This is a genomic window from Rhizobium ruizarguesonis (assembly GCF_012349115.1).
GTDB lineage: Bacteria > Pseudomonadota > Alphaproteobacteria > Rhizobiales > Rhizobiaceae > Rhizobium > Rhizobium ruizarguesonis.
This window is the reverse complement of record NZ_PQIG01000111.1, coordinates 35,697-57,471: the sequence shown is the minus strand read 5'-3', so window position 1 is coordinate 57,471 and position 21,775 is coordinate 35,697. Positions and strand designations below refer to the sequence as shown.

Annotated in this window: 20 protein-coding genes and 2 pseudogenes; 8 read left to right on the top strand and 14 right to left on the bottom strand. The window is 60.7% G+C overall.

Annotation, left to right across the window (positions count from 1 at the left end; translation table 11 throughout):
• Positions 1-218 precede the first annotated feature (218 nt).
• Complete coding sequence (locus C3Y91_RS29995) at positions 219-620, top strand: GFA family protein (protein ID WP_024322420.1); 402 nt, start codon at positions 219-221, stop codon at positions 618-620.
• Positions 621-700: 80 nt separating this feature from the next.
• On the opposite strand, the gene C3Y91_RS29990 is transcribed toward C3Y91_RS29995, so the two are convergent.
• The 3 genes from C3Y91_RS29990 to C3Y91_RS29980 form a co-directional block, all read right to left on the bottom strand.
• The gene (locus tag C3Y91_RS29990) at positions 701-1,174 is read right to left on the bottom strand and encodes a VOC family protein (protein ID WP_024322421.1); all 474 of its coding nucleotides are present in this window, start codon (positions 1,172-1,174) and stop codon (positions 701-703) included.
• 264 nt (positions 1,175-1,438) lie between these two features.
• Positions 1,439-2,443: a carbon-nitrogen hydrolase family protein gene (locus C3Y91_RS29985; RefSeq protein ID WP_024322422.1), complete on the bottom strand. Its 1,005-nt coding sequence runs from the start codon at positions 2,441-2,443 to the stop codon at positions 1,439-1,441.
• Positions 2,444-2,666: 223 nt separating this feature from the next.
• Entirely contained in the window at positions 2,667-3,053 is a 387-nt protein-coding gene (locus C3Y91_RS29980; protein ID WP_024322423.1) for a VOC family protein, read from the bottom strand.
• 193 nt (positions 3,054-3,246) lie between these two features.
• Between C3Y91_RS29980 and C3Y91_RS29975 the strand changes: the two genes are divergently transcribed.
• Together C3Y91_RS29975 and dapB are read left to right on the top strand one after the other, a co-directional pair.
• The gene (locus C3Y91_RS29975; RefSeq protein WP_018074418.1) at positions 3,247-3,462 is read left to right on the top strand and encodes a hypothetical protein; all 216 of its coding nucleotides are present in this window, start codon (positions 3,247-3,249) and stop codon (positions 3,460-3,462) included.
• Between the two features lie 87 nt (positions 3,463-3,549).
• Entirely contained in the window at positions 3,550-4,374 is an 825-nt protein-coding gene (gene dapB / locus C3Y91_RS29970) for a 4-hydroxy-tetrahydrodipicolinate reductase (protein WP_130688322.1), read from the top strand.
• 15 nt (positions 4,375-4,389) lie between these two features.
• Here dapB and C3Y91_RS29965 read toward each other — a convergent pair.
• The 3 genes and pseudogenes from C3Y91_RS29965 to C3Y91_RS29955 all read right to left on the bottom strand — a co-directional run bounded on the left by C3Y91_RS29965 (position 4,390) and on the right by C3Y91_RS29955 (position 6,517).
• Positions 4,390-5,337 (bottom strand): annotated as a pseudogene (locus C3Y91_RS29965) (ornithine cyclodeaminase family protein).
• A gap of 69 nt (positions 5,338-5,406) precedes the next feature.
• Positions 5,407-5,913, bottom strand: coding sequence for a GNAT family N-acetyltransferase (locus tag C3Y91_RS29960; protein WP_018493158.1), 507 nt, complete (start codon positions 5,911-5,913; stop codon positions 5,407-5,409).
• Positions 5,914-6,046: 133 nt separating this feature from the next.
• Positions 6,047-6,517, bottom strand: coding sequence for a PT domain-containing protein (locus tag C3Y91_RS29955; protein ID WP_024322425.1), 471 nt, complete (start codon positions 6,515-6,517; stop codon positions 6,047-6,049).
• A gap of 313 nt (positions 6,518-6,830) precedes the next feature.
• On the opposite strand from C3Y91_RS29955, the gene C3Y91_RS29950 reads away from it, so the two are divergent.
• Entirely contained in the window at positions 6,831-8,234 is a 1,404-nt protein-coding gene (locus C3Y91_RS29950; protein WP_018074413.1) for a pyridoxal phosphate-dependent decarboxylase family protein, read from the top strand.
• A gap of 77 nt (positions 8,235-8,311) precedes the next feature.
• The gene (locus C3Y91_RS29945) at positions 8,312-8,632 is read left to right on the top strand and encodes a low molecular weight protein tyrosine phosphatase family protein (protein WP_024322426.1); all 321 of its coding nucleotides are present in this window, start codon (positions 8,312-8,314) and stop codon (positions 8,630-8,632) included.
• 105 nt (positions 8,633-8,737) lie between these two features.
• Here the strand turns inward: C3Y91_RS29945 and C3Y91_RS29940 are convergent, their stop codons facing one another.
• Both C3Y91_RS29940 and C3Y91_RS29935 read right to left on the bottom strand, forming a co-directional pair.
• On the bottom strand, positions 8,738-9,400 hold the full coding sequence (locus C3Y91_RS29940) for a hypothetical protein (protein WP_024322427.1): 663 nt from the start codon (positions 9,398-9,400) through the stop codon (positions 8,738-8,740).
• Positions 9,401-9,467: 67 nt separating this feature from the next.
• Positions 9,468-10,046 carry a hypothetical protein gene (locus C3Y91_RS29935; protein WP_343227750.1) on the bottom strand — a complete coding sequence of 193 codons (579 nt, stop codon included), beginning with the start codon at positions 10,044-10,046 and terminating at the stop codon, positions 9,468-9,470.
• A gap of 305 nt (positions 10,047-10,351) precedes the next feature.
• On the opposite strand from C3Y91_RS29935, the pseudogene C3Y91_RS29930 reads away from it, so the two are divergent.
• Positions 10,352-11,117, top strand: a pseudogene (locus tag C3Y91_RS29930) (class I SAM-dependent methyltransferase).
• Positions 11,118-11,355: 238 nt separating this feature from the next.
• Here C3Y91_RS29930 and C3Y91_RS29925 read toward each other — a convergent pair.
• The 4 genes from C3Y91_RS29925 to C3Y91_RS29910 all read right to left on the bottom strand — a co-directional run bounded on the left by C3Y91_RS29925 (position 11,356) and on the right by C3Y91_RS29910 (position 14,662).
• Positions 11,356-11,778, bottom strand: coding sequence for a TIGR02594 family protein (locus C3Y91_RS29925; RefSeq protein ID WP_018074411.1), 423 nt, complete (start codon positions 11,776-11,778; stop codon positions 11,356-11,358).
• Positions 11,779-11,881: 103 nt separating this feature from the next.
• Positions 11,882-12,112 carry a hypothetical protein gene (locus C3Y91_RS29920; RefSeq protein ID WP_024322429.1) on the bottom strand — a complete coding sequence of 77 codons (231 nt, stop codon included), beginning with the start codon at positions 12,110-12,112 and terminating at the stop codon, positions 11,882-11,884.
• A gap of 177 nt (positions 12,113-12,289) precedes the next feature.
• On the bottom strand, positions 12,290-13,459 hold the full coding sequence (locus tag C3Y91_RS29915; RefSeq protein WP_024322430.1) for an MFS transporter: 1,170 nt from the start codon (positions 13,457-13,459) through the stop codon (positions 12,290-12,292).
• Positions 13,460-13,762: 303 nt separating this feature from the next.
• Complete coding sequence (locus C3Y91_RS29910) at positions 13,763-14,662, bottom strand: LysR family transcriptional regulator (RefSeq protein WP_018074408.1); 900 nt, start codon at positions 14,660-14,662, stop codon at positions 13,763-13,765.
• A 191-nt stretch (positions 14,663-14,853) separates the two neighbouring features.
• Between C3Y91_RS29910 and C3Y91_RS29905 the strand changes: the two genes are divergently transcribed.
• Complete coding sequence (locus C3Y91_RS29905; RefSeq protein WP_024322431.1) at positions 14,854-16,170, top strand: MFS transporter; 1,317 nt, start codon at positions 14,854-14,856, stop codon at positions 16,168-16,170.
• 124 nt (positions 16,171-16,294) lie between these two features.
• Here the strand turns inward: C3Y91_RS29905 and tyrS are convergent, their stop codons facing one another.
• Positions 16,295-17,560, bottom strand: a complete 1,266-nt coding sequence (tyrS, locus tag C3Y91_RS29900) for a tyrosine--tRNA ligase (RefSeq protein WP_024322432.1) — start codon at positions 17,558-17,560, stop codon at positions 16,295-16,297.
• Positions 17,561-17,892: 332 nt separating this feature from the next.
• Between tyrS and C3Y91_RS29895 the strand changes: the two genes are divergently transcribed.
• The gene (locus C3Y91_RS29895) at positions 17,893-19,794 is read left to right on the top strand and encodes a potassium transporter Kup (protein ID WP_024322433.1); all 1,902 of its coding nucleotides are present in this window, start codon (positions 17,893-17,895) and stop codon (positions 19,792-19,794) included.
• 92 nt (positions 19,795-19,886) lie between these two features.
• On the opposite strand, the gene C3Y91_RS29890 is transcribed toward C3Y91_RS29895, so the two are convergent.
• Positions 19,887-21,470, bottom strand: a complete 1,584-nt coding sequence (locus C3Y91_RS29890; protein WP_018074404.1) for a Na+/H+ antiporter — start codon at positions 21,468-21,470, stop codon at positions 19,887-19,889.
• Positions 21,471-21,775: the final 305 nt, after the last annotated feature.

Here is a 21,775-nt window from a genome sequence, read left to right as displayed (position 1 = left end):
GGAGGAGGCGTGGACTCAGCTACGCTGGGTCGCAGAAAATCATCTTCATGCTGCAATCTCAATTAGAAATTTCAGAAAGCCTTACGAAGCCTGACGTATCGCGAACGCTGGTTAGGAAGCCAGAGAAGCAAGCGGCGCCGGAAAACGCCAATTGCGGTCATCGCGCGACTGGGGCAGGATGCCGGACTTGAACGGGGAACAGGATTGAATCGACGCTCATGCTGACGGGCTCATGTCATTGCGGCAAGGCGAGCTGGACACTTGAAGGTGATCCGGGCTCGATCACCGCCTGCAACTGCACGCTCTGCCGACGCTACGGCACGCTGTGGGCTTATGATTACGAAGGAGAGCGCATCGCTCTCACCGGTGAGACCGCCTCCTACACCCGCGCCGACAGGGACGAGCCGTCTCTCGAAATCTTGTTCTGCCCATCCTGCGCCTGTGTCTTGAGCTGGCGCGGCCTGCGGCTTGGAAAGGATGGCCGCCGGCGCATGGCCGTCAACATCCGGCTTGCGCCGCCGGATCTCGTTCAGGATCTGCCTATCGATCATTTCGACGGCCTGGACACGTTTGAAGACCTTCCATCCAAGGAGCGCTGCGTGCGCGATCTCTGGTTCTGAGCCGACTGCGAGGATCGACACGCGACCGGACCGGCCCAGATGCGAGCCCTGGCAAAAGATCGTCTTGCGCAAAGGCCACCTCAGCCACGCCGGGCCGCCTCGATCGCCGCAATGTCGATCTTCCTCATGGTCATCATCGCGTCAAAAGCACGCTTTGCCTGGCCACCGCCTGCCGAAAGGGCTTCAGAGAGAACGCGCGGCGTAATCTGCCAGGACACGCCCCACTTGTCCTTGCACCAGCCGCACTCACTTTCCTGGCCGCCATTGCCGACGATCGCGTTCCAATAGCGATCGGTTTCTTCCTGAGTGTCGGTTGCGATCTGAAAGGAGAAGGCTTCATTGTGTTTGAACGCAGGACCGCCGTTCAGGCCGATGCAAGGAATGCTCGCAACGGTGAATTCCACGACCAGGACGTCTCCCTGCTTGCCGTCAGGATAATCTCCCGGTGCACGAACGACGGCGCCGACGGCGCTGTCGGGAAAAGTCGCGGCATAGAAGCGGGCGGCGGCCTCAGCGTCTTTGTCGTACCATACGCAGATCGTGTTCTTTGCCATTGCGCGGTCCTTTCGCACTTCGTTTCGCATTCCCCGGTGAAATAAGAAGCAAACTGTCTTTCTCCAGCCCAGTCCGAGCGATTTCACGCGGACGATTGCCGAGCGCTGCTAAATGGTTGATGCCACTGGGATGACCGCTGACACCATTGGACTTCCGGACAATCAGCTATGAGGAAATTGCGGAACCGTGGCTTACAGCTCCGCAAGTGCTCTCAGCGCCACCTGCATTCACTTTGCAGGGCATACCGCGAACGCGACGCAGCTCTAAAACCTATCTCGCCCGTCGCTACGCGGATCGCCGGCCACGCGGTGCGGCTCGTAGAGGCCGCTCCGCGCTTTGCGTCGCCACGGCCGAGCAATATCGCCGGGATTGTCGTCGATATCGGCGAGCGATATCGCCGCCGTTCCATCCGCAGGGCATTGCGCCGCCCACCGGCCACCGGGAGCGACGATCCCGGAAGACACCGGATCAGCTAATCCGGGATGTGCGAGTATGGAAAAACTCACCCAGTACCTGTTGCTCGCCGCATACCCCTGCACCTCGGCGGCGAAGGAGGTATCGTTGGCCGGCGTCCCCCCAGTGGACGAAAACAGCACGCAGTGGACATCGAGTCGCTCGTATTCGGAGAAAATTTCGGGAAAGTTACACTCCATACCGAGCGAGCAGCCGAAGCGGATGCCGTCGACCTCGAAGGTCACGGGGATCGAACCCGGCGTGTACATGAAGGAGATCTTGGTGTTCGACAGCAGGCGCTCATCGTAACGCGTCACCAATTCGCCGCGGTCGGAGACAATGTAGAGGCTGTTGTGCGGCCGGTGCGGCGCCGTCAGCGGATGCACCGAGCCGATGACCGTCCAGAGTCCCAGCTCGCGCGCCAGCCTCCGCGTTGCATCCAACTCCTCACGCAACACGGCCCATTCGAACCGCCGCCAATCGGACGGTCCGATCTCCCTCGGCCCGATTTCCGACATGATGCGCTTGTTCGGCGATGATGTCGCCCCTTCGGGAAAGTGCAAGAGCCGCGCCCCTGCTTCTCGCGCCTGCCGCATCAGCAGGCGCATCTCCTGGCCGCTCTGGCGAAGCTTGTCGATATCGCGCGGATCGTCCGCGTGGGTGGTCTGGGCCACGGCGAGACGCAGGCGTCTTGCCTCAGGCACTGCGTCGTTCGCCAACTTGGGGAGAACATGCATGCGGGCGGTGGTGTAGGATTCACCCGTCTTGGCGGCGCGCGCACGCACCCGCCGTTTGAAATTTCCATTCTCAGTCATATCAGGGCCTCTCACGTTCCGGACATCGCTCCCCAGCAACAGGCCCGAAACATCAGGACCAAGGATCACGACCCGAGACGAAAGTCCCTTTGCCTCCGGTTAAAGACCCTGCTGGGGAAGGTCTGGAGAGGTTCGGCGGTAGGCCACACCGAGCCAAAGATGCCGAGGCGGCCGCGATTCGTCAATTCGGGGAATGACCGGAATCGCCGGCCGAGCACCTACCTCAAGCGGGCCTATCTTGATCCACCCGCCAGGGCGGATCGAGGCGGTTCGAACCGGCGAAATAAAGGATGATGCGGTTGCCGCCGGGGTCGAACAGCTCGGCCTCGCGCCAGAGCCAACTCTTGTCCTCCGGGCCGCTGACGAAACGAAAACCGGCCTCGCTGAGACTGCCGACCGTCTCGTCCAGCTTCTCACACTCGAAATACACCGTGGTTCCGCCACCGCAACTTTCGCCCTGATGCAGGGAGAAGGTACTGTCCCCATTCGGGCAGACAAAACGCGCATACCGGGGACGGGCGTCGACGACGGGCCTGAGACCGAGAATGCAGTAGAAGTTCCAGCCCGCATCGAGGTCAGGCATCGTAACGGTTACCTGGTTCAGGCGCATGACCTATCCTCCCAGCTGAGTTCGCCCAAAACTGTCCGACGGCTTGGCACCACGACACACATAGAAACAAAGACCTGAAGCCATCGCATGAATCAAATTCTAAGCGAGCAGTTTTAGTGTCATCGACACAAAACTCGTGTCAGACTGTGCAAGCTGCGCACACGCCGGCGCGCCGATCGAGAAGGCCGAAGCCATGCACAAATTCACCGTATCAATCACCCGGGAGATCGAGGCCGACACCGCCGAGGAGGCCGCCTTGCTCATGTACCAGGAACTATCAACGGGACCGATCCCTGACCGCTACTCCGTCACCGACGAGACGAAGGTGGCCACCGAGGTGAAGCTGGATCGGGAAAAGGCCGACGAATTCGCCAGCATCGATCACACCGCCGATCCCGGCAATTGGTAAGCGGCAGACGACCAGAGGGGCGACTGGAAATACGGTTTTGCGCCGGGAGCGGAATGAGGTAGTTGCAGCTCGCCTTCTCCGGCGCGAATGCTGGATGCAAATAGCCGTTCAGCCGGAAACATCGCGAGCCAAGGAAAGACCGTGATCTCACCAATCAAAATAGCCGTCGCCGGCGCGAATGGTCGCATGGGCCGCGCCATCCTGCCGCTGCTGGCGGGCGATCCGAGTTTTGCCTTTGTCGGCGGCATCGGCCGTGAGGGCTCCACAGACGCCGGGCTGATCGACCGTTCGACCGCGATTAAGGCGGCCGACGTGATCCTGGATTTCACGACGGGACGTGCGGCCGCCGAACTTGCCGACCTGTGCGCTTCGGCCGGCGGGCCGGCCCTGGTGATCGGGGCGACGGGTTTCGAGCCGGATGAGCTCGAACGGATCGCAGAGGCCGCCCGCAGAATTCCGATTCTGCGCTCCGGAAATTTCTCCATCGGCGTCAACATGCTGGTCGGCCTGGTCGCCCAGGCGGCCCGCGCTCTTCCCGCACATGGCTGGGATATCGAAATCCTCGAAGCCCATCACAACAGGAAGATCGACGCGCCGTCCGGCACGGCGCTGATGCTTGGCGAAGCCGCCGCCGAGGGCCGCGGCGTTTCCCTCGCATCCGTCGAGCGGCGCGGGCGCGACGGCATCTCCGGCGAGCGACCGCCCGGCGAAATCGGCTTTGCCGTGTTGCGGGCCGGAGGGCTGGTCGGAGAACACAGCGTAATGTTTGCAGCCGCCGAGGAGGTCGTGACGCTCTCGCATTCGGCTCTCGATCGCGGCATGTTTGCCCACGGCGCACTTGCCGCCGCCCGCTGGATCGCAGGGCGCGCACCCGGCGAATACGGCATGGGGGATGTGCTGGGTCTGGCGTGAATAAGGGAAACAGGCTCACAGCATGTCGAGGATTGCCGAGGCGACAACGACTTCGGTTCCAGCCAGGCCGACGGAGCAAAACAAGGTCGTATCGCCAGGCGACCCTCGCCCCGCCGCTTTCCCGGCAATGATATCTGCAAGGTCGGCCATGCGGTGCTCATTGCCGGAGCCGGCGAGGAAAAAGGGCAAAGCATAGGCGCGCGTCTGTTCGGGAGAGTCCGTTGCGATCACGGCTGCGACATCGGCGATATCCAGGCCGAGTTCTTATCCCGCACGCGTTTTCGGGCCGACGGTGTTGACGTGCATCCCGGGCTTCAAATCCCTGGCATGAATGATGGGCGTTCGGCTCGTCGTCGCACAGATGACGATGTCGGCACCATCGACGGCTTCAGAGGCGCTGCCTGCAGGTTCCACTTCAATACCCAAGGCGTGCTGCATCTCAGTTGCAAAGGCGGCGCGATTCCTCTCGTCGCGGCTATAGACGCGGGCGCGGTCCAGTTTTCGAACGGCGGCCGCTGCGGCAAGCTGGGTTCGCGCTTGCGCCCCGCTGCCGAGGATCCCGACGATCCTGGCATCAGGCGCGCTGAGATGCCGGACGGCGAGACCGCCGATCGCGCCGGTTCTGAGGTTGCCGAGGCGCTCTCCGAGAATAATGCCCTTGAGGCTGGCGTCGTCGGCCGACCACACCGCGACGATCTGCGAATGCTCCGCCCCGTCGAATGTTTCATAGACCCGGAAGCCCGCGAGCGGTTTCTCGCCGAGGATGCCGCCGACGGTGAAGACCAGATCGCCTCGATCGGGAACCGAGACATGGTGCCGGGGTGGAGAGATCAGTCGATTGCCGGCTCTCGCGAGAAAAGCAGTCTCGAGCGCATCGATCGCGACCACCATCAGCACGCTGCCGACCAGATCCTCGTCTTTCAGAATTTTCGTCACGGCCAAACCTCCAGCCCATGCCGGCATGCTGCAACCCCAACCCCGCTTGAGGTCAATAGGTCAGACGAACCGATATGGGCTGATATTCGGTGAGAGTTAACCAACCAGACGGCGAGCCATCATGACGTCGTCGATCTCCCTGCCCTCTTCCAGAACCCCGCCGGGAATCCGACCGATCTCGGAGAAGCCTTCCCGCTGATAGAAGCGTATTGCCGCCGGGTTCTCCGCGCTGACGAAGAGTTCGAGCTGCAGTATGCCGATATCGCGCGCGTGATCGGCCACCGCGCTGAGCAGCTTGCCCGCAAGGCCCGTTCCGCGCAGGTTCCTTCTGACATAAACCATGATGATCGTCGCGCGATGGGCCATCTTGCTCGACCGCTGCCGAAGCAGGCCCGTTATGCCAACGGGTTCGCCATCCTGAAAGGCGATGAAAACCGGCTCGTTCAGGCGATTGCGCCACTCCTCGAGAGAAAGAACCTCCCAGTCTTCATAACGGCTTGCAAAGAGGGACGGTTCGGTGCGAAGCGCTTCCAGACGGATGCGCCGGAAAGCCTCCACTTCGTCTGCCTGGATATGTCTGATCGTCGTGCCGCTTCCATCCATCGGGACCTCCTGCAAGATGAGAGGTACTGTCAATACAGATGGCCCAGCCGTCAACCGGTGTCAGCAAGCTTCGTCCTTCAGCATATGCTCGGAGTTATGAGATCGAATAGAAATCCATCATCTCAAGCGCCGATCACTGCGCCGGACTCCCCAGCCGGCCGCCCTTCCGGACGACCGGTTCACCGCTCGGACCGACCACCGATTGATCGGTCGGCCTTGCGGTCGGTTCGTCGGTCGGTCCACTCACTGGTTTGCCAGTTGGCCCGTCGACCGGCTGGCGGGTAGACCGGACGACCAAGGGATCGGCTGGCTGGACGGCGGATTGATCGGTTGTTGGCCCGGGCACCGGCTCCCCGGTTGCCGCGGGCACCGGCTCCCCGGTTGCCGCGTTCAACGGCTCACCGATTGGTCCGGCTGATTGCTCGGTTGGTACGGCAACTGGCTCATCAGTTGATCCGACCACCGATTGATCGGTTGGCTTGTCGATCGTGAACGGTACAACTTCACGGATGATGAAGAGAAGAACTATCCCGACCAACGTGCACGTCAGCGCGTAGAGAAGGAAATATTTCAGTGCATATCCCTCGCTGATTGGCAGCACCAACTTGACAATGGTGCAAATGATATTTCCGCATCATTGAACGATACTTGAAGAGAAGGCAATCATTTTTAACAAGAGCCACGAAATTTCAAAAATGCACAGAACGGGATAAGGTAATTATTGTATATATTTAGGAAGTCTCTCCCCGATGCTCAATTTGTCTTGAAGTCTGGGCAAGAACGAGGAAGAGCCACCAGACCCCGGCCCGGATCTCCCGGGCGAAGACAACGTCGGCGATATGGGCTAGATTGTATGGCGCCAGCAGCCTGCTTTTGAGGGCGGCCCCTTCAGGATCGGCGGCGGCAGGGGGGTCCGCATGTCGGCAATCGCATCTCTGTTTCAGGAAGCCGCCCGCCTTGCCGCGGTGTTCCGGCAGGCGGCGCCCGCCCGCCATATGCCCACCCACGATTATGCAGCCTCGCTTGCCTGTTTCGACGAGCCGCTGCCGGCGGCCGGTTCCGATATGCTTGATGTCATCAGGCGTCTCTCGGACGGCGCCGAACCCGGGTTGCATGCGACCACAGGGCCGCGCTTTTTCGGCTGGGTCATCGGCGGCTCCCATCCGGTCGGCGTCGCCGCCGATTTTCTCACCAGCGCCTGGGGCCAGAATGCCGGAAACCATGTCGTCGCCCCGGCCGCGGCCGCCGTCGAGACCGTCGCGGCGAGATGGCTTCTCGATCTCCTGAAGCTGCCGGCCGAAAGCTCGGTCGGCTTCGTCACGGGAGCGACGGTGGCGAACTTCACCTGCCTTGCCGCCGCACGCGGCGAGGTGCTGCGCCAGGTGGGCTGGGATGCCGATGCAAAGGGCCTGTTCGGTGCGCCTGAGATTACCGTGCTGATCGGCGACGACGCCCACACCACCGTCTTCTCCGCGCTTCAGTTCCTCGGCCTCGGGCATGATCGCGTGCTGCGGGTGCCCACCGACGCGACCGGCCGGATCGACCCGACGGCATTCTTGGGGGCGCTCGATTCCGTCGCCGGTCCCTTGATCGCCGTTCTTCAAGCTGGGCAAATCAATACCGGCGCTTTCGACGACTTTGGCAAGATCATCCCGCCGCTGAAGGCGAAAGGCGCCTGGGTGCATGTTGATGGTGCCTTTGGCCTCTGGGCGCAGGCTTCAGCGAAAACCAGCCACCTCAGCCGCGGCATCGAAGCGGCCGACAGCTGGGCGACCGACGGCCACAAGTGGCTGCAGACGCCCTATGATTGCGGCTATGCGATCGTCCGCAACGAGCTCGCCCATCGCCGCGCCATGACGATCGCCGCGAGCTATCTGCCGCTCGCCGGTCAAGGCGAACGCGATCCCTCCCATTACGTGCCCGAGCTTTCGAGAAGAGCGCGCGGCTTTGCCACTTGGGCGATGCTGAAACACCTCGGCCGCGACGGCATCGCCACCCTCATCGACCAGTGCTGCGCCTCAGCGCGGTTGGTGGCCGACCTGCTTGCACGCGAGCCCGGCATTGCCATTCTGAACGAGGTGGCGCTGAACCAGCTCGTCATCCGCCTCGGAGCCGACCTGCCCTCCGAAGAAGGCGACACGCTGACGCGAAAGACGATTGAAAAGATCCAGGCGGACGGCATGATCTTCGCCGGCGGCGCCAAATGGCGCAGCCGCGACGTGCTCCGCCTTTCCGTCACCAATTTCCAGACGACATCAGATGAGGCGCAACGCGCCGCACAAAGCATCATCGCTGCGTTCAAGAGTGTGCGCCTGGGATGACGCATCAACTCCCTTGGTTCGCCCGGACACGGAATTGTGCTATCGCCGGCCTCGCTCACTCCAAGAGAGATCGAAACGTGAAAAACGTCCTGTTCGTCTGCAGTCAGAACAAGCTTCGCAGCCCGACGGCCGAACAGGTCTTCGCAAGCTGGCCTGATATCGAAGTCTCCTCGGCAGGCACCAACAACGATGCCGAAAATCCGCTATCGACAGAACTGATCGAATGGGCTGATATCGTCTTCGTCATGGAGAAAGCTCACCGCACGAAGGTCCAGGGCAAGTACCGGTCAGCTCTCAAGGACAAGCGATTGATATGCCTTCATATTCCCGATGACTACGATTTCATGGACCCCGCGCTCGTTCAGCTGCTGAAGGCGAAGGTACCCCGGCATCTCTAGGTTCGACGGTCTCGATCCCGAGACCTATCTAGGCGACGTCCTTCCCAATTTCGGCAATGAACCTTCCGTTTACGCTGCTCATTTCTTGACGCTATATTTCTGCCATCAGCGGCAGATGCCGGCAGAACGGCAGGAACCGAGCGAGATGCCAAAAATGCCAGGAAGAAAGTCATCAGAGCACCTATTGTCGGCGGAATCGTCCACTTCGACCACCGCAAACCACTGCTTTGAGCTTCTGGTCGGATAATAGTCCTCGGTCGGATAATAATACCTCGTGTAGCATTGAGACGGCCGTGTTCCCTTCGGCAAAATTCCAACCCGAATGAGATCCTGAAGGGTATCCCGTTGAGCCGATATCTCCTTGTCGATGAAATCGGCGACAATCGCCCGGAGTTCAGGACTGGCGACGCAATGGCTTAAGGCTTGCTCCTCGTTGCCCCGATGTGCGGAGACGATGTAACCGACGCTGCCGGCGACTGGCTTGTGCGCGCCAAGCTTGCTTCCATCCAGAACCGTGTGGCCTTTCAGGACGCCGAGCTTTTCGGTCAGCGACCGATATCGTTCGATCTGGTAGTCCACCCGATCCGAACAAAGAACCAAAGTCTGTGGCGTCATCTGGTCTTTCAGATCGGGCGTTGACCACTCAATCGCCCAGGGGGCGCCGGCGTCGGCAGGGGGCTCCAGTGCGGGGATTTCTCGCACCGCCGCAACGTCGGGCGAATATGCCGTGAGAAGGGCAATGGCAAACATCGTGCCCTTATATAACATAAGCGCTGCCTGCGAACGTGGTCCCAACTGCCTTCATCAAACAGCCCGTCCCTCTACCATCCATTTCTCATGCCTCGCGATTAGAAAGAACGTGGCTTCTGATCATGTGAATCGAGATATTCAGCAATTTCACCCCGACGCGTCCCCGACCTTTGCCCTGACCAAATACACTTGCGAGTAAATGATCATAAGCTTCCAGTAGAGAGAGCCACAATTCGTCACCACCTACCTCTTGCTTCAGCTCTGCACCTTTCTGAAGTGCCTCCCAATACTCCATGACAAGATAAACGATCTTAGGATCACGCTCCGCCAGTTCAACCAATTGCCGTAACATCGCGGCAGTTCCCTGTTCAAAGCGCGTTTCACCGGACGCTTCGTCGCGATACGGGAGATCGACCACAAGTTCGTCGTGGGGCGCAACCTCATAATGGGCCAATTTTTCTGGCGCGCATTCGGGCGGCACATATATTGCGAAGCCGTTGTCTTGATTGTCGTTGAGCTTGAGAAACGCGTCGCGCATAAAACTTGGCAGTTTCTCCACTTCTTCGGGCGCGATTTCTTGCAGCCGGGCGAACCAGGCTCGGAAGTCTCGACTGCGCCATAAAGCTTTCAATTCGCTCTGTTGTTCATCTGAAAGAGCAGTCACAATCCTTCCCTCCATTTCTCCACGTGGCTCAAACCTGCATTACACCGCGCCTGGGAAAAGAGCTATGTCGAGGAGCATCACCGCCTTCGCCGGCCATGAGCGCTCCGAAGTGTAAAGACTTCGCTTCCGTCCCTGACGCGGACGCGGCAATGGATGCCCAATCCGATGTTCTGTACCGGGCGATTAACGTTCTCGAATGTCCAGGCAGGCAGCATTGCCTGCCTCCTTTTAGTCGCCTGTCTTCCCATTGCCACAGGCTGCGCTTATAGCTCCCCGCCCGTTCCGATCGCGCAAGGAGGAGAGCTATGAACGCCAATGATGTCGCCGCCCATTGGGAGAGCAATGCCGAGACCTGGACGATCTATAGTCGCGCCGGCTATGACAAATATCGCGACGCGCTGAACACGCCGGCCTTTCTTGACATGCTGCTGCCGGTCGCAGGCCTTGCTGGGCTCGACCTTGGCTGCGGTGAAGGCTCCAATACCCGCGCGGTCGCCCGCCTCGGCGCCCGCATGACCGGTCTCGACATCGCCCCGACCTTCATTCGCTATGCCCGCGAGACCGAGGCAGAAGCGCCGCTCGGCATCGACTACGTGCTCGGCGACGGCCAGAGCATCGATTTCCCGGAGGCGAGCTTCGATTTCGTCACCGCCTTCATGTCGATGATGGACATGGCCGACCAGCGCGGCGTGCTGAAGGGCATCCACCGCGTCCTGAAGCCGGGCGGCTTCCTGCAGTTTTCGATCCTGCATCCCTGTTTCGTGCCGCCGACGCGCCGCAATATCCGCAATGAGGCCGGCGAGCCTATCGCGGTTGAAATCGCCGATTATTTCGATGAGCGCGACGGCCGGATTGATCGCTGGATCTTCTCCTCCATACCGCAAGCGGAACGGGCGACGCTGACGCCGTTTGCCATTCCGCGTTTTCACCGGACGCTGTCGACCTGGGTGTCGATGATCGTCGAAGCGGGACTGACGATCGAAGCTTTCGGCGAGCCCGTGGCGCGAGCCAATGGTTGCCGATACCCGTATCGCGCCGATCTTCCTCCACGTCAGGGCCCGCAGGACCTGAAGCCCACTTGCCGGCAGCAGCCGTCGAGGTTGGAACGATTTTCAAGAAACCAAACTTTTTCCGGGAAAACCCGAAACATCAGCGGCAAAAACTGCCTGCCTCTTTTATAAAAGTTGCCCCTTAAAAACCTCTCTGTCAACGACAAGATATTGAATTCAATTATCTTTTGCAGACAAGAGGTTTTCAAGGAGCGATACTTCGCCTTTTTCAGAAGCGATGCCTGCTCACGTTCCTGGCATCATCGTCGCACCGCGACGACCGAACTGGCTCGATATCTGGACAGCTGGACCCGGTTGGATTGGTTGCCGCCGAACAGGTAGACGTACTGTCGGCGCGGGTCGATGTGATCGAACAGGCTCACATGAAAGCGCCTGCCGGTGCGGATCACCACGACATCCCCTCGCCTGGCGGAGCGGACGCCGACCGGTTGGCCGAACTTCCTCCAGGACGCCGCCATGTTGGGGTTGGGCGGCGGCTGTCGCGAAGATCGCTTGGCGACAAAGGCCAGGAACGCCCCGCACCACGATACCCTGCGCGGATTGATGCTGAGGAAGGAGATGGAGCGTTCATGCATGCTTTTGTATCGGGACGCCGTGCCGAGCATGTCCGCCTCACAGGGCACGGCAAGCGCCGTGAGGACGATGACGAGAATAACCTTCATAGTTACCCACCATTGTTTGTATAATGTTGAAATTCCGAAATGTGGCGAAGAATAAAACAGGCGCGGCAACGTAGATGCGAATTATGGCGTGATTTAGAAACAACTAATACTGGCATTTTGGCGGCAGAAATTTGTCCGAAGCGAGGCGCGGAACTCCGTAGGCAAGCCGCCCTTTGCGGCGGAAGGCGACGATCGAAAAACCCGCAAACATATGTTTTGCAAGCACGAAAGGCTGGAATTTCACCATCCAAACCAGTTTCATTCTGAGGAGATCGACCGCGCCCGCAAGTGCTTGAACGACAAGACCATTCGTCCAGAGTTGACGGCTGCCCACGACCTAGGCTCGTCACCTATACGAGCTATATTTCCGGAGATCATTTGTAATACTTCGACGCGACGGGCAATACATTGCGCCTCGCTCCATTCACCAGCAAAGGCCGGTGGTCGCGCCCTGCCGGTTTCCAACATGTACGACCTTGGGATCGCCGACGGGCGGCGCAGCGTCTCAACCCTACGGTTGCACCGGTTCGGGCTGCCCTGTGACCGGCGCGGAAGCAGCGGCAAGCGCCTTGGTAACCAGGAGTGCGGCACCGATAACCGGGACGACCACCCAGTACGAAAAGCGGATGCCGAAATTTTCGGCAACGAAACCGAGCAGCGGCGGCCCTGCGAAAAACACGAGAAACGTCGTCTGCGCCAGAGCCGCAACATTGATCGGTGCGGGCCGATCGGTGCGTCGGGCCGCAGCCGAGATGGCAAGCGGATAGACCGAAGAGCAGCCGATACCTGTCAGGCCAAAGCCTGCGAGCGCGACAACCGGGTGTGTCGCCGTCGCAACCATGACGAGACCGATGGCCGCGATCCCAAGAAGAGTGATTGCGACCGGCCGCGGATTGAAGCGGTCGATGACAGGGTCCATGCCGAGCCGCCCGATGGCGATGAACGAGGAGAAAATGGTCACGCTGAGCCCGCCGACGAAGGGTTCGACCGCGAATACGTCGCGCATATAGATCGCCGACCAATCGACGCTTGCGCCTTCGGCAAGAAGCGGAGCTGCGGCGACAAGGCAAAGGGGGAGCAGTCCGATCGTCGGAAAAGCGATGATCGGAGTATCTCCTGGGTGGGCCTCCTGCCGCCGGGGCGCGTTCTCGATCCCGGAGAAAACGATCGACCCGGCAATCAAGACCGACACGAGGACGATGAATGTATGCAGTTCGATGGAGACGGCAGCCTGCCGCATGCCGGCGGCGGCAAGGGCGGTGATGCAGAAGCCGAGGCTCCACATGCCGTGAGCCCGGCTCATGATGCGGTACCCAAGCAGCGCCTCGTGGCGATCGGTTTCGATATTGGCGTTGATCTCGAATGCTCCGGTGAAAACGCCGGCAATGAAGAACAATGGCACCGCCAGAAGAGCTGATGGCATCCAGGGGATCAGCGCGAAAAACAGCGACGCACCGAAGACGGTGACGAAAGCGGTGGTGCGCGCACCGAGCCTCTCGATGAACCTCACCGAGAACGTCAACCCGCAGAGAACCCCGGAGGACATGACGGCGAGCAGAAGGCCCAGCTCTCCCTCTGTGAGGCTGAACTTGAGCTGAAGGTCAGGCAGCCGCGAAACAAACGCGCCCAGGGAAAGGGCCACGGCAAACTGAATGAAGAAAATACGATGGTGCGGCTTCATCTTGGGGCCTCTGCTCTGATTGCGGCGGGATTGAAGCCCAGGCATCCGACGCATAGCTGGACATTCCGACAAAATGGCGACTGGCTCGGACACCCATGGTCTCTGGATTATCGACCACCTTTGCTGACAGCCCCTGTCAGCATGACGCAGCCGTCGGTAATTTCACAGTGGTTGGCAGCCGTTCATTCGGCGCTGCCGAGCGGCAATTCTCGCTCCCTGCATCAGCGGGAGGCTGCACCGAACAACATCGCTAATCACGCCTGCGGAACGGGAACGAAGCGCTTGCTTTGGCGGGCCACGCGCTCAGTTCATTGAGTGGAACGTCTCAAAAATCAGCGCCCTCAGCCAGCGATGCACGGGATCTGCGTCCATGCGGGGGTGCCACGCCTGCACGATGTTGAAACCCGACACGTCCACGGGCAGGTCAAAGGTTTCGATATGGCTTATCGCGGCGGACTTGCAATATGACTTCGGAATCGAGCCGATCAAATCGGATGCCGCCGCAACTGCTATCACCGCCGGAAAGCTTGGCACGATCAGTCTGACATCACGGACATGGCCCAATTCGGCGAGCGCCCTGTCGATCGGACCGGCAAAATCCGCTTGCATCGAGAAGAGCACGTGGCCCCAGGCAGCAAAACGCTCCGCCGTTATCCGATCTGCATCGAAGATCGGGTGCCCTAGCCTTGCGAGACCGACATACCGATCCTCGAAAAGGGTTTGGCAACGCAGTTCCCCGCTGTCTCGCGGGAGGACACCGATGTCCAGATCTATGGCTGCGTCCCTCAAAGCCTGAACATCCTTGTCTGATCTCGGCGCAAAGCGAAGCCTTATCCCCGGCGCAGCGCTCGTCACAGCGGCGCTCAGACCCGCGGCGTAGAGAAGCACGAATGCCTCATTGGCACGGATCGTGAAATGGCGGCGCACCTCCCGGATCTCCACGGTCGACGGCGGACTAAGCACGGATTGCACGGCTTCTTTCAACAAATGTACCTCGGCGCCAATCGCCAGGGCATGCGGCGTCGCAACCATGCCGCGCCCGGCCGGCACAAGGATCGGATCACCTAGCGCGGCCCTCAACCGTGACAGCGTCCGGCTCATGGCGGACGTGCTGAGGCCAAGCCGCCGAGCGGCGGCAGATACGCTCTGCTCGCGCAGCAACGCATCCAGTGCCACCAGGAGGTTGAGATCGAGATCAGACATGGCTCAATTCTATTCAGGCATGGCGCGATACGCAATGGTCAATTGATTTTGTTGCGTCTGGCGCGGGTAATCAGCAAAGCCTAAGTAATCGACCGTCCAACAAACATCGAGGAGTTCTCATGTCCCTCACCTACACCGCACCAGTTTCTCAAGACGGCCTGACGTCACCTCGACGGTACCTGGCTATTGCCATGTTGCTTCTTACGCTTGTTCTTGTCGTTTTGGACGGAGCCATTGCCAATGTCGCCTTACCCTCGATCGCGGTCTCGCTGCGCGCGGAGGCGGGTAGCACCGTATGGGTCGTCTCGGCCTATCAGCTGGCCGTGCTCGTCGCCATTCTCCCATGTGGTGCGCTGGGTGAAATCTACGGCGCGCGGCGGGTCTTCCTGATCGGCGTCGCGCTGTTCACCGCGGCTTCCGCGGCCTGCGCCTTTGCGGGCGATCTTCCCTTACTGATCCTTGCTCGTTTCGCACAGGGCTTGGGAGGTGGCGCGATCATGGCGCTTGCCATGATGAACCTGCGCTCGGCCGTGCCGCAGCATATGCTGGGTCCGATCATCGGCATCAATGCCATGGTCATCGCCATTTCTTCCGCTGCCGGCCCCGGCATTGCCGGCGCCATTCTTTCCGTCACCACCTGGCCCTGGCTGTTTGCAGTCAATATACCACTCGGCGCCATCGTTCTGCTCGGCGGCGGTCTGCTCGGGCAAATTCAGGGCGCGAAGCGAAAGCTGAACGCCAAGGCGATGCTGGCCAACACGCTGATGTTCATCCTTTTCTTCTGCGGCGCCGACCGGATAGCGATCGCGCCGATAAGCGGTGCCGTCCTCATCGCCGCATCGCTGGCCTGCCTTTTCGTCCTGCTGCGCCTTGAACGGAACAGTGACGCACCGATCATTCCTACGGACCTGCTGGCGGCACCGGCATTCCGCGTGGCGGTCATCGCCTCGATATTCTGCTTCTGCGGCCAGATGCTGAGCTACATCGCGCTACCCTTTTACCTTCAACACACGTTGCACATGACGCCGGTTCTGGCCGGTCTATACATGGTGCCCTGGCCTGCCGCGACCGCGATCATCGCGCCCATTTCGGGACGTTTGGCAAACCGCGTCAAGACGGCATGGCTTTGCGCCATCGGCGGCGCGCTGCTCGCCCTGGGTCTCCTGGTGGTCGGATTCATCCCGCCCGACCCGAGAGGTATCGCGTTTCTCGTCGGCACTGTGATCGCCGGCCTCGGTTTCGGACTGTTCCAGACGCCGAACAACCGAATTCTCCTTCTGTCGGCACCGAAAGCCAGAAGCGGCGCCGCGGGCGCCATGCAAGGCACCGCGCGGCTTCTCGGCCAAACCCTGGGCGGGATCTGCATGTCGATCATCTTCGCAACATTGCCGTTGTCGAGCGCGCTCGAATTCGCGGTCGTCACTGCGGGTGGCTGCGCGGCAATAGCGAGCCTGGTCAGCCTGAGCCGGGCTCGCTACGAAGTGGTGAAACAGCCTGGAGCGACTTGAACAGGCGGTTCGTGGTCGTCCGGGTGAAAGGGGGCGCCGCCGCACACTGCCACATCAAGCTTGTATCAATGGGGAGCGCGACAGGTGGTCGAGTTTGCCCGCTCCCCGAATTGAGCATCCCACGCTAGACCGGCCGAAGCAGGACGTGTCGCTTCTTGCCGATCGACAGCCGGATCACGCCGTCCTGGATGTCGCAGTCGCCAAGCCGCATTGCCTCGTCGTTTATGCTGCCGCCGTTCACCCGAACTCCGCCGCCGACGATCAGTCGCCGTGCTTCGCTTTTCGACTTGGCGAGCCCGGCAACGACCATGGCGTCAACCAGCGGAAATGCACCGCGAAGGCTATCCGGCAGTCTGACTGTCGGGAGACCCGCCGGCACCTCGCCTGCTTCGAAAGTGCGCCGGGAGGTTTCGGAAGCTTGCGCTGCCGCATCTGCCCCGTGGCATAGGCTCGTGATCTGGTTGGCAAGGATCTTTTTCGCTTCGTTGATCTCGGAATCCCCAAGCACTTCGAGGCGTGCAATTTCGCCTAACGGTAGCTCGGTGAACAATCTGAGAAAACGACCCACGTCGGCATCCCCCGTATTTCTCCAGAATTGCCAGAACTCATAAGGCGACAACCGATCGGCGTTCAGCCAAACCGCGCCCGAAACGCTCTTGCCCATCTTCGCACCCGACGACGTCGTCAGCAGCGGGGCAGTCAATCCAAACAGCGCTCGCCCGCCTATCCGCCGTCCAAATTCGACGCCGCTGACGATATTGCCCCACTGGTCGGAGCCACCCAGTTGAAGCAGGCAGCCGCGGCTTTCTGCGAGGACATGGAAGTCGTAAGCCTGCATGACCATGTAGTTGAATTCCAGCAATGACAGCGATTGCTCTCGTTCCAACCGTTGGCGCACGCTCTCCGATGTGAGCATCCGGTTGACTGAGAAATATGGTCCGATATCGCGCAGGAAATCGAGATAGTTGAGCCCGCCCAACCAGTCGGCATTATTGACCATGACAGCATCGGTCGGGCCGTCCCCGAAAGCGAGGAAGCGCTCGAAGACCCTCCGGATGCCGATCAAGTTTTTCATGATCTGCTCTTGGCTGAGAAAAGGACGCGACGTGTCGCGGAAACTCGGATCGCCCAGGCGGCTTGTCGCACCGCCGAGCAAAGCGATGGGTTTGTTACCGGTCTTCTGGAACCACCGCAGCATCATGATCGGAATGAGATGGCCGACATGCAAGCTGTCGGCGGTGAGATCGAAGCCGTTATAGGCCGTGCCGGCTCCTGAACAAAGCCAGCTGTCGAGCGCTTCCAAGTCGGTGCATTGATGCAGGAAGCCGCGCTCGCTCAGAGTGCGAAGAAAGTCGGATCTGGGTCCGGTGGGCTGAGAGGATAGTGTCACAAGGGTCTCCATTTGGGCCGATGAGGCCGGAGACCATCTGTTGACACACGTGCCGCCGACCGTGCGGCGTCTCGAGTGTCAGGAATATGACCTTGCGCCGCTCTATGGGAGCAGCGTGTAATAGAAGTTCGAAAGGTTCAGGGTGCAGGTCATGCATCCTTATTATCATGCGACAGCGCAATCACAAGGGGATGTGAATTGACGATCACAAGGCCACCCTCCCCATCCCGCATCCGCCCCACATAAAAAATTCGCACCAGCATCAATTTGCTTGCCGTTCTGCAATGCGGCATATGTTTGTGCTCATAGGCAAATGGCATGAGCGGGGAAGCATGGCGTCGACGCATAGGGATAAGACGGGGGATGGCGTCGGCCGGAAGGGCTTTGTCGGATTGGTCATCGGCGCGATCGGCGTCGTCTATGGCGATATCGGCACCAGCCCGCTCTATGCCTTCCGCGAGGCGCTGAGGCCCTTTGCCGCCGATGGCATACACGAACCCGAGGTCATCGGTCTCATTTCGCTGATGGTCTGGACGCTGACCATTATCGTGACCTTCAAATATGTGCTCTTCCTTCTCAGGGCGGACAATGACGGCGAAGGCGGCGCGCTGTCGCTCCTCGCCCTCCTGGTGAAGAAGATGGGGCGAAACGTGCCGGTGCTCTTCTTCGCCGGCCTGATCGGCGCCGCCCTCTTCATCGGCGATGCGATGATCACGCCTGCCTTGTCGGTCATGTCGGCGCTCGAAGGCCTGAAATTGATCACGCCCGCCTTTGCCGAATATGTCCCGCTTGCGTCGGCGGCGATCATGATCGTTCTCTTTGCCGTCCAGTCGAGGGGAACGGCCGCCGTTTCCAAGCTTTTCGGGCCGATCACGGTGTTGTGGTTTCTGGCCATGGCGGCGGGCGGCCTGATCCATATCGGCGACGACTGGAGGATCCTGGCCGCACTCAATCCCGCCAACGCATTCCTATTCCTCACCCATGCCGGCAGCGTCGGCCTCATCGTGCTCGGCGCCGTTTTTCTGACGGTGACAGGTGCTGAGGCGCTCTATGCCGATCTCGGGCATTTCGGACGCCGCCCGATCCAGATGGCGTGGTTCGTGCTCGTCTTTCCCGCATTGTTGCTGAACTACCTCGGGCAAGGCTCGCTGGTTCTCGCCCATCCCGAAACGGCCGGAAACCCGTTCTTTCTGATGTATCCCGACTGGGCCTTGCCGCCGATGGTTCTCCTGGCGACGATGGCAACGATCATCGCCAGCCAGGCGGTGATAACAGGCGCATTTTCGCTGTCCCGCTCGGCGGTTCACCTCGGCTTCCTGCCGAGGCTCAGGATCAAGTTCACGTCGGAGACCAACACCGGCCAGATCTATGTGCCGGCCGTCAATCTTCTCCTGCTGGTCGGCGTGCTGATGCTGATCTTTTCCTTCGGCGACTCCGAGTCGCTGGCAACGGCCTACGGCATCTCAGTGACGGGAACCATGGTCATCTCGACGATGCTGGTCTTCCAGTTCCTTCGGGTCGTCTGGGGTTACTCCCTCGTGCACGCCGCCGCCTGGCTGCTGCCGCTCTTTACCATCGAAGTCATGTTCCTGGCGGCCAATCTGCTGAAGATCTACGATGGCGGCTGGGTTCCGGTCGCCCTTGCGCTGGCGATCATGATCCTGATGTGGACATGGACCCGAGGCCAGGCCTATCTGAAGAGACTGCGGGCCAACAACGAGATCCCGCTCGATTCCTTCATCAGGTCGATCGAGCGAAAATCGGACCATTCCCCCGTCACCGTTCCTGGAACGGCAGTCTTCCTGACCAGCGTTCCGGACCGGACGCCGAACGTGCTACTTCACAATCTCAAGCACAACCACGTGCTCCACGAACAGAACGTCATCCTGACCGTCTGGACGGAGGACGAACCTTATGTCCCCGATATCAGACGCATCAAGATCAGCCAGCTCTCGCCGCGTTTCGTGCGCCTCGATATCACCTTCGGCTTCATGGATGACCCCGACGTCACCAGGGCATTGGCTCTCTGCCGGGAGGGCGGCTTCAAGTTCGAGATCATGAGGACTTCCTTCTATCTCGGCCGCCGGAACCTCGTCAGGACGCCGAACACCGGGCTGCCCGCCTGGCAGGAGCGCATATTCATGGCGCTGGAAGGCTTGGCGATTGATCCTTCCGATTACTTCAACCTGCCATCCAACCGCGTCGTCGAACTCGGCGAACAGATCGCCATTTAGAGCAGGACGCCACCCGGCGACGGCGTCCGGACCGCGCTTGTTTCAGCCTCATATCGCAATGCGTTGAAGCCGAAGACGCGAGGCGCTGAACCTCACGCCTTCGCCGAGATCGCGCTCAGTTCCTCGAGATCGAGATCCCGTTCCAGCTCCAGCAGCGTCTCGTCGTCGATCTCGCCGGCGCGATGGAGGCGTATGAGTTCCCGACGCCCGATGGCAACCGCTTCGAGAATGACGTCGAAATGCGCATGGAGCACCGGCATGTATTGCTCGGTTTTCTCGGCGTAGTCGATGATCGACGTGGCACGGCGCTGGTAACGCTCCAGCAATTGCGGGTGGATGAGTTTTCCCTCCGCGTCGTAGGCCAGGTTCTGGACGACCCCAACCTGTGCCTGCGCCATGGCGGCTTCGGCCTGGCTCATCGTCAGCCGCGCCCGTTCCGACTCCGGCTCCACCAGCCGCGCCCAGGCGATCACCCGCCCCAATGTCGTGCCCTGGATGAGCACGGTGCCGAGGATCACGGCGAAGGACGTGACGAGAATGAAGTCGCGGCCCGGGAATCCCTCGGGCAAGCTCAGTGCCAAAGCGAGCGTCACCACGCCGCGCACGCCCGCCCAGCTGAGAACCGCAGCGCCGCCGACGCCGAGCGGCCGGGCGCGCGCAAACCCCATGGCGGCACAGAACCTGACGACGAAATCGCAGGCGAAGACCCAGGCAAAACGCGCCAGAACGAGCGCGATGAGGATCGCCAGCATCGGCAGCCCCATCGTCGCGATCACGGTGGTAAAGCCCCCGCCGCGTTCGACGACATCGCGAAGCGACAGTCCGATCAGGATGAAGACCGCCGCCTCCATCAGGAAGATCATCACCGTCCAGAACGAGGTGCCGCGCATGCGCATCGCGGCGGATAGCACGGTGTGCTGGTGCCAACTCATGATCAGACCCGCGGTCACGGTGGCGATGACGCCGGAAACATGCAGTTGCTCTCCGGCGAGATAGGCAATCCAGCCGAGCAGCACCGAGGCTGCGATGATGAGATATTCGTCGCCGAGGAGCCGGACGAGCTTGAACCACGCCGTTCCCACGACGATGCCGACGACGGCGCCGCCGAGCGCCAGCACGAGGAAACTGCCGCCCGCCTCCGCCGCGCTGAAGGCGCCCGTTGCGGCAGCGGCAACGGCGAAACGGAAGAGCACCAGGCCGCTCGCATCGTTGAGGAGGCTCTCGCCTTCCAGCAGAATCTGAAGCCGCCGCGGCAGCCTGACTCGCTGCAGCACGGCACGCGCCGCAACCGCATCCGGCGGCGCAACGATCGCGCCAAGGGCTGCGCAAGCTGCCCAGGGAATCGATGGAAAGATCAGATGGGCGACGACGGCGACGACCGCGCAGGTGAAGAACACCGCGCCGACGGCAAGCGAGGCGATGCCGATCACATGCCGCCGCAACCGCGCCACAGCAATGGACCAGGCGCCGTCCATCAACAACGGCGGCAGGAAGATGACGAGCACCAGCTCCGGATCGACTGATATCGCCGGCAACCCCGGTACAAAGGCCAGCAATGCGCCCCCAGTCAGCAGCGCGACGGACGGCGGCAGTCCGAGCCGGTGGGCGGCATAGTGCAGCGCGATGATCGCCAGAAACATCGCGATGACGAGCTCGAATAAGTGGGTTGGTTCCATGTGCCTCTGCCCCGGCTCAGCAACGAATTTCGGATACCTTCTGCATAATTCAAATCTGGAGTCGTTTCAAAGAATTGCACAACAATTCAAAGCGTTACCCTGCATTTTCGCGACGAATCCCAGTGGACGGCTTAGAGCAACCCGTCCGTGTGCTAGCATCGGCAGAATACGCTTTCTCGTCAATGCGCCGGACGGAATCGCCGCTTCGGGACCGCAGCCTACTGTCTCGGCAGACATCTGACGCCGATGATCGCGTTGCCATCGATCATTGCCTGGATTTAATTGGAGTTTCCTGCGCATCCTCC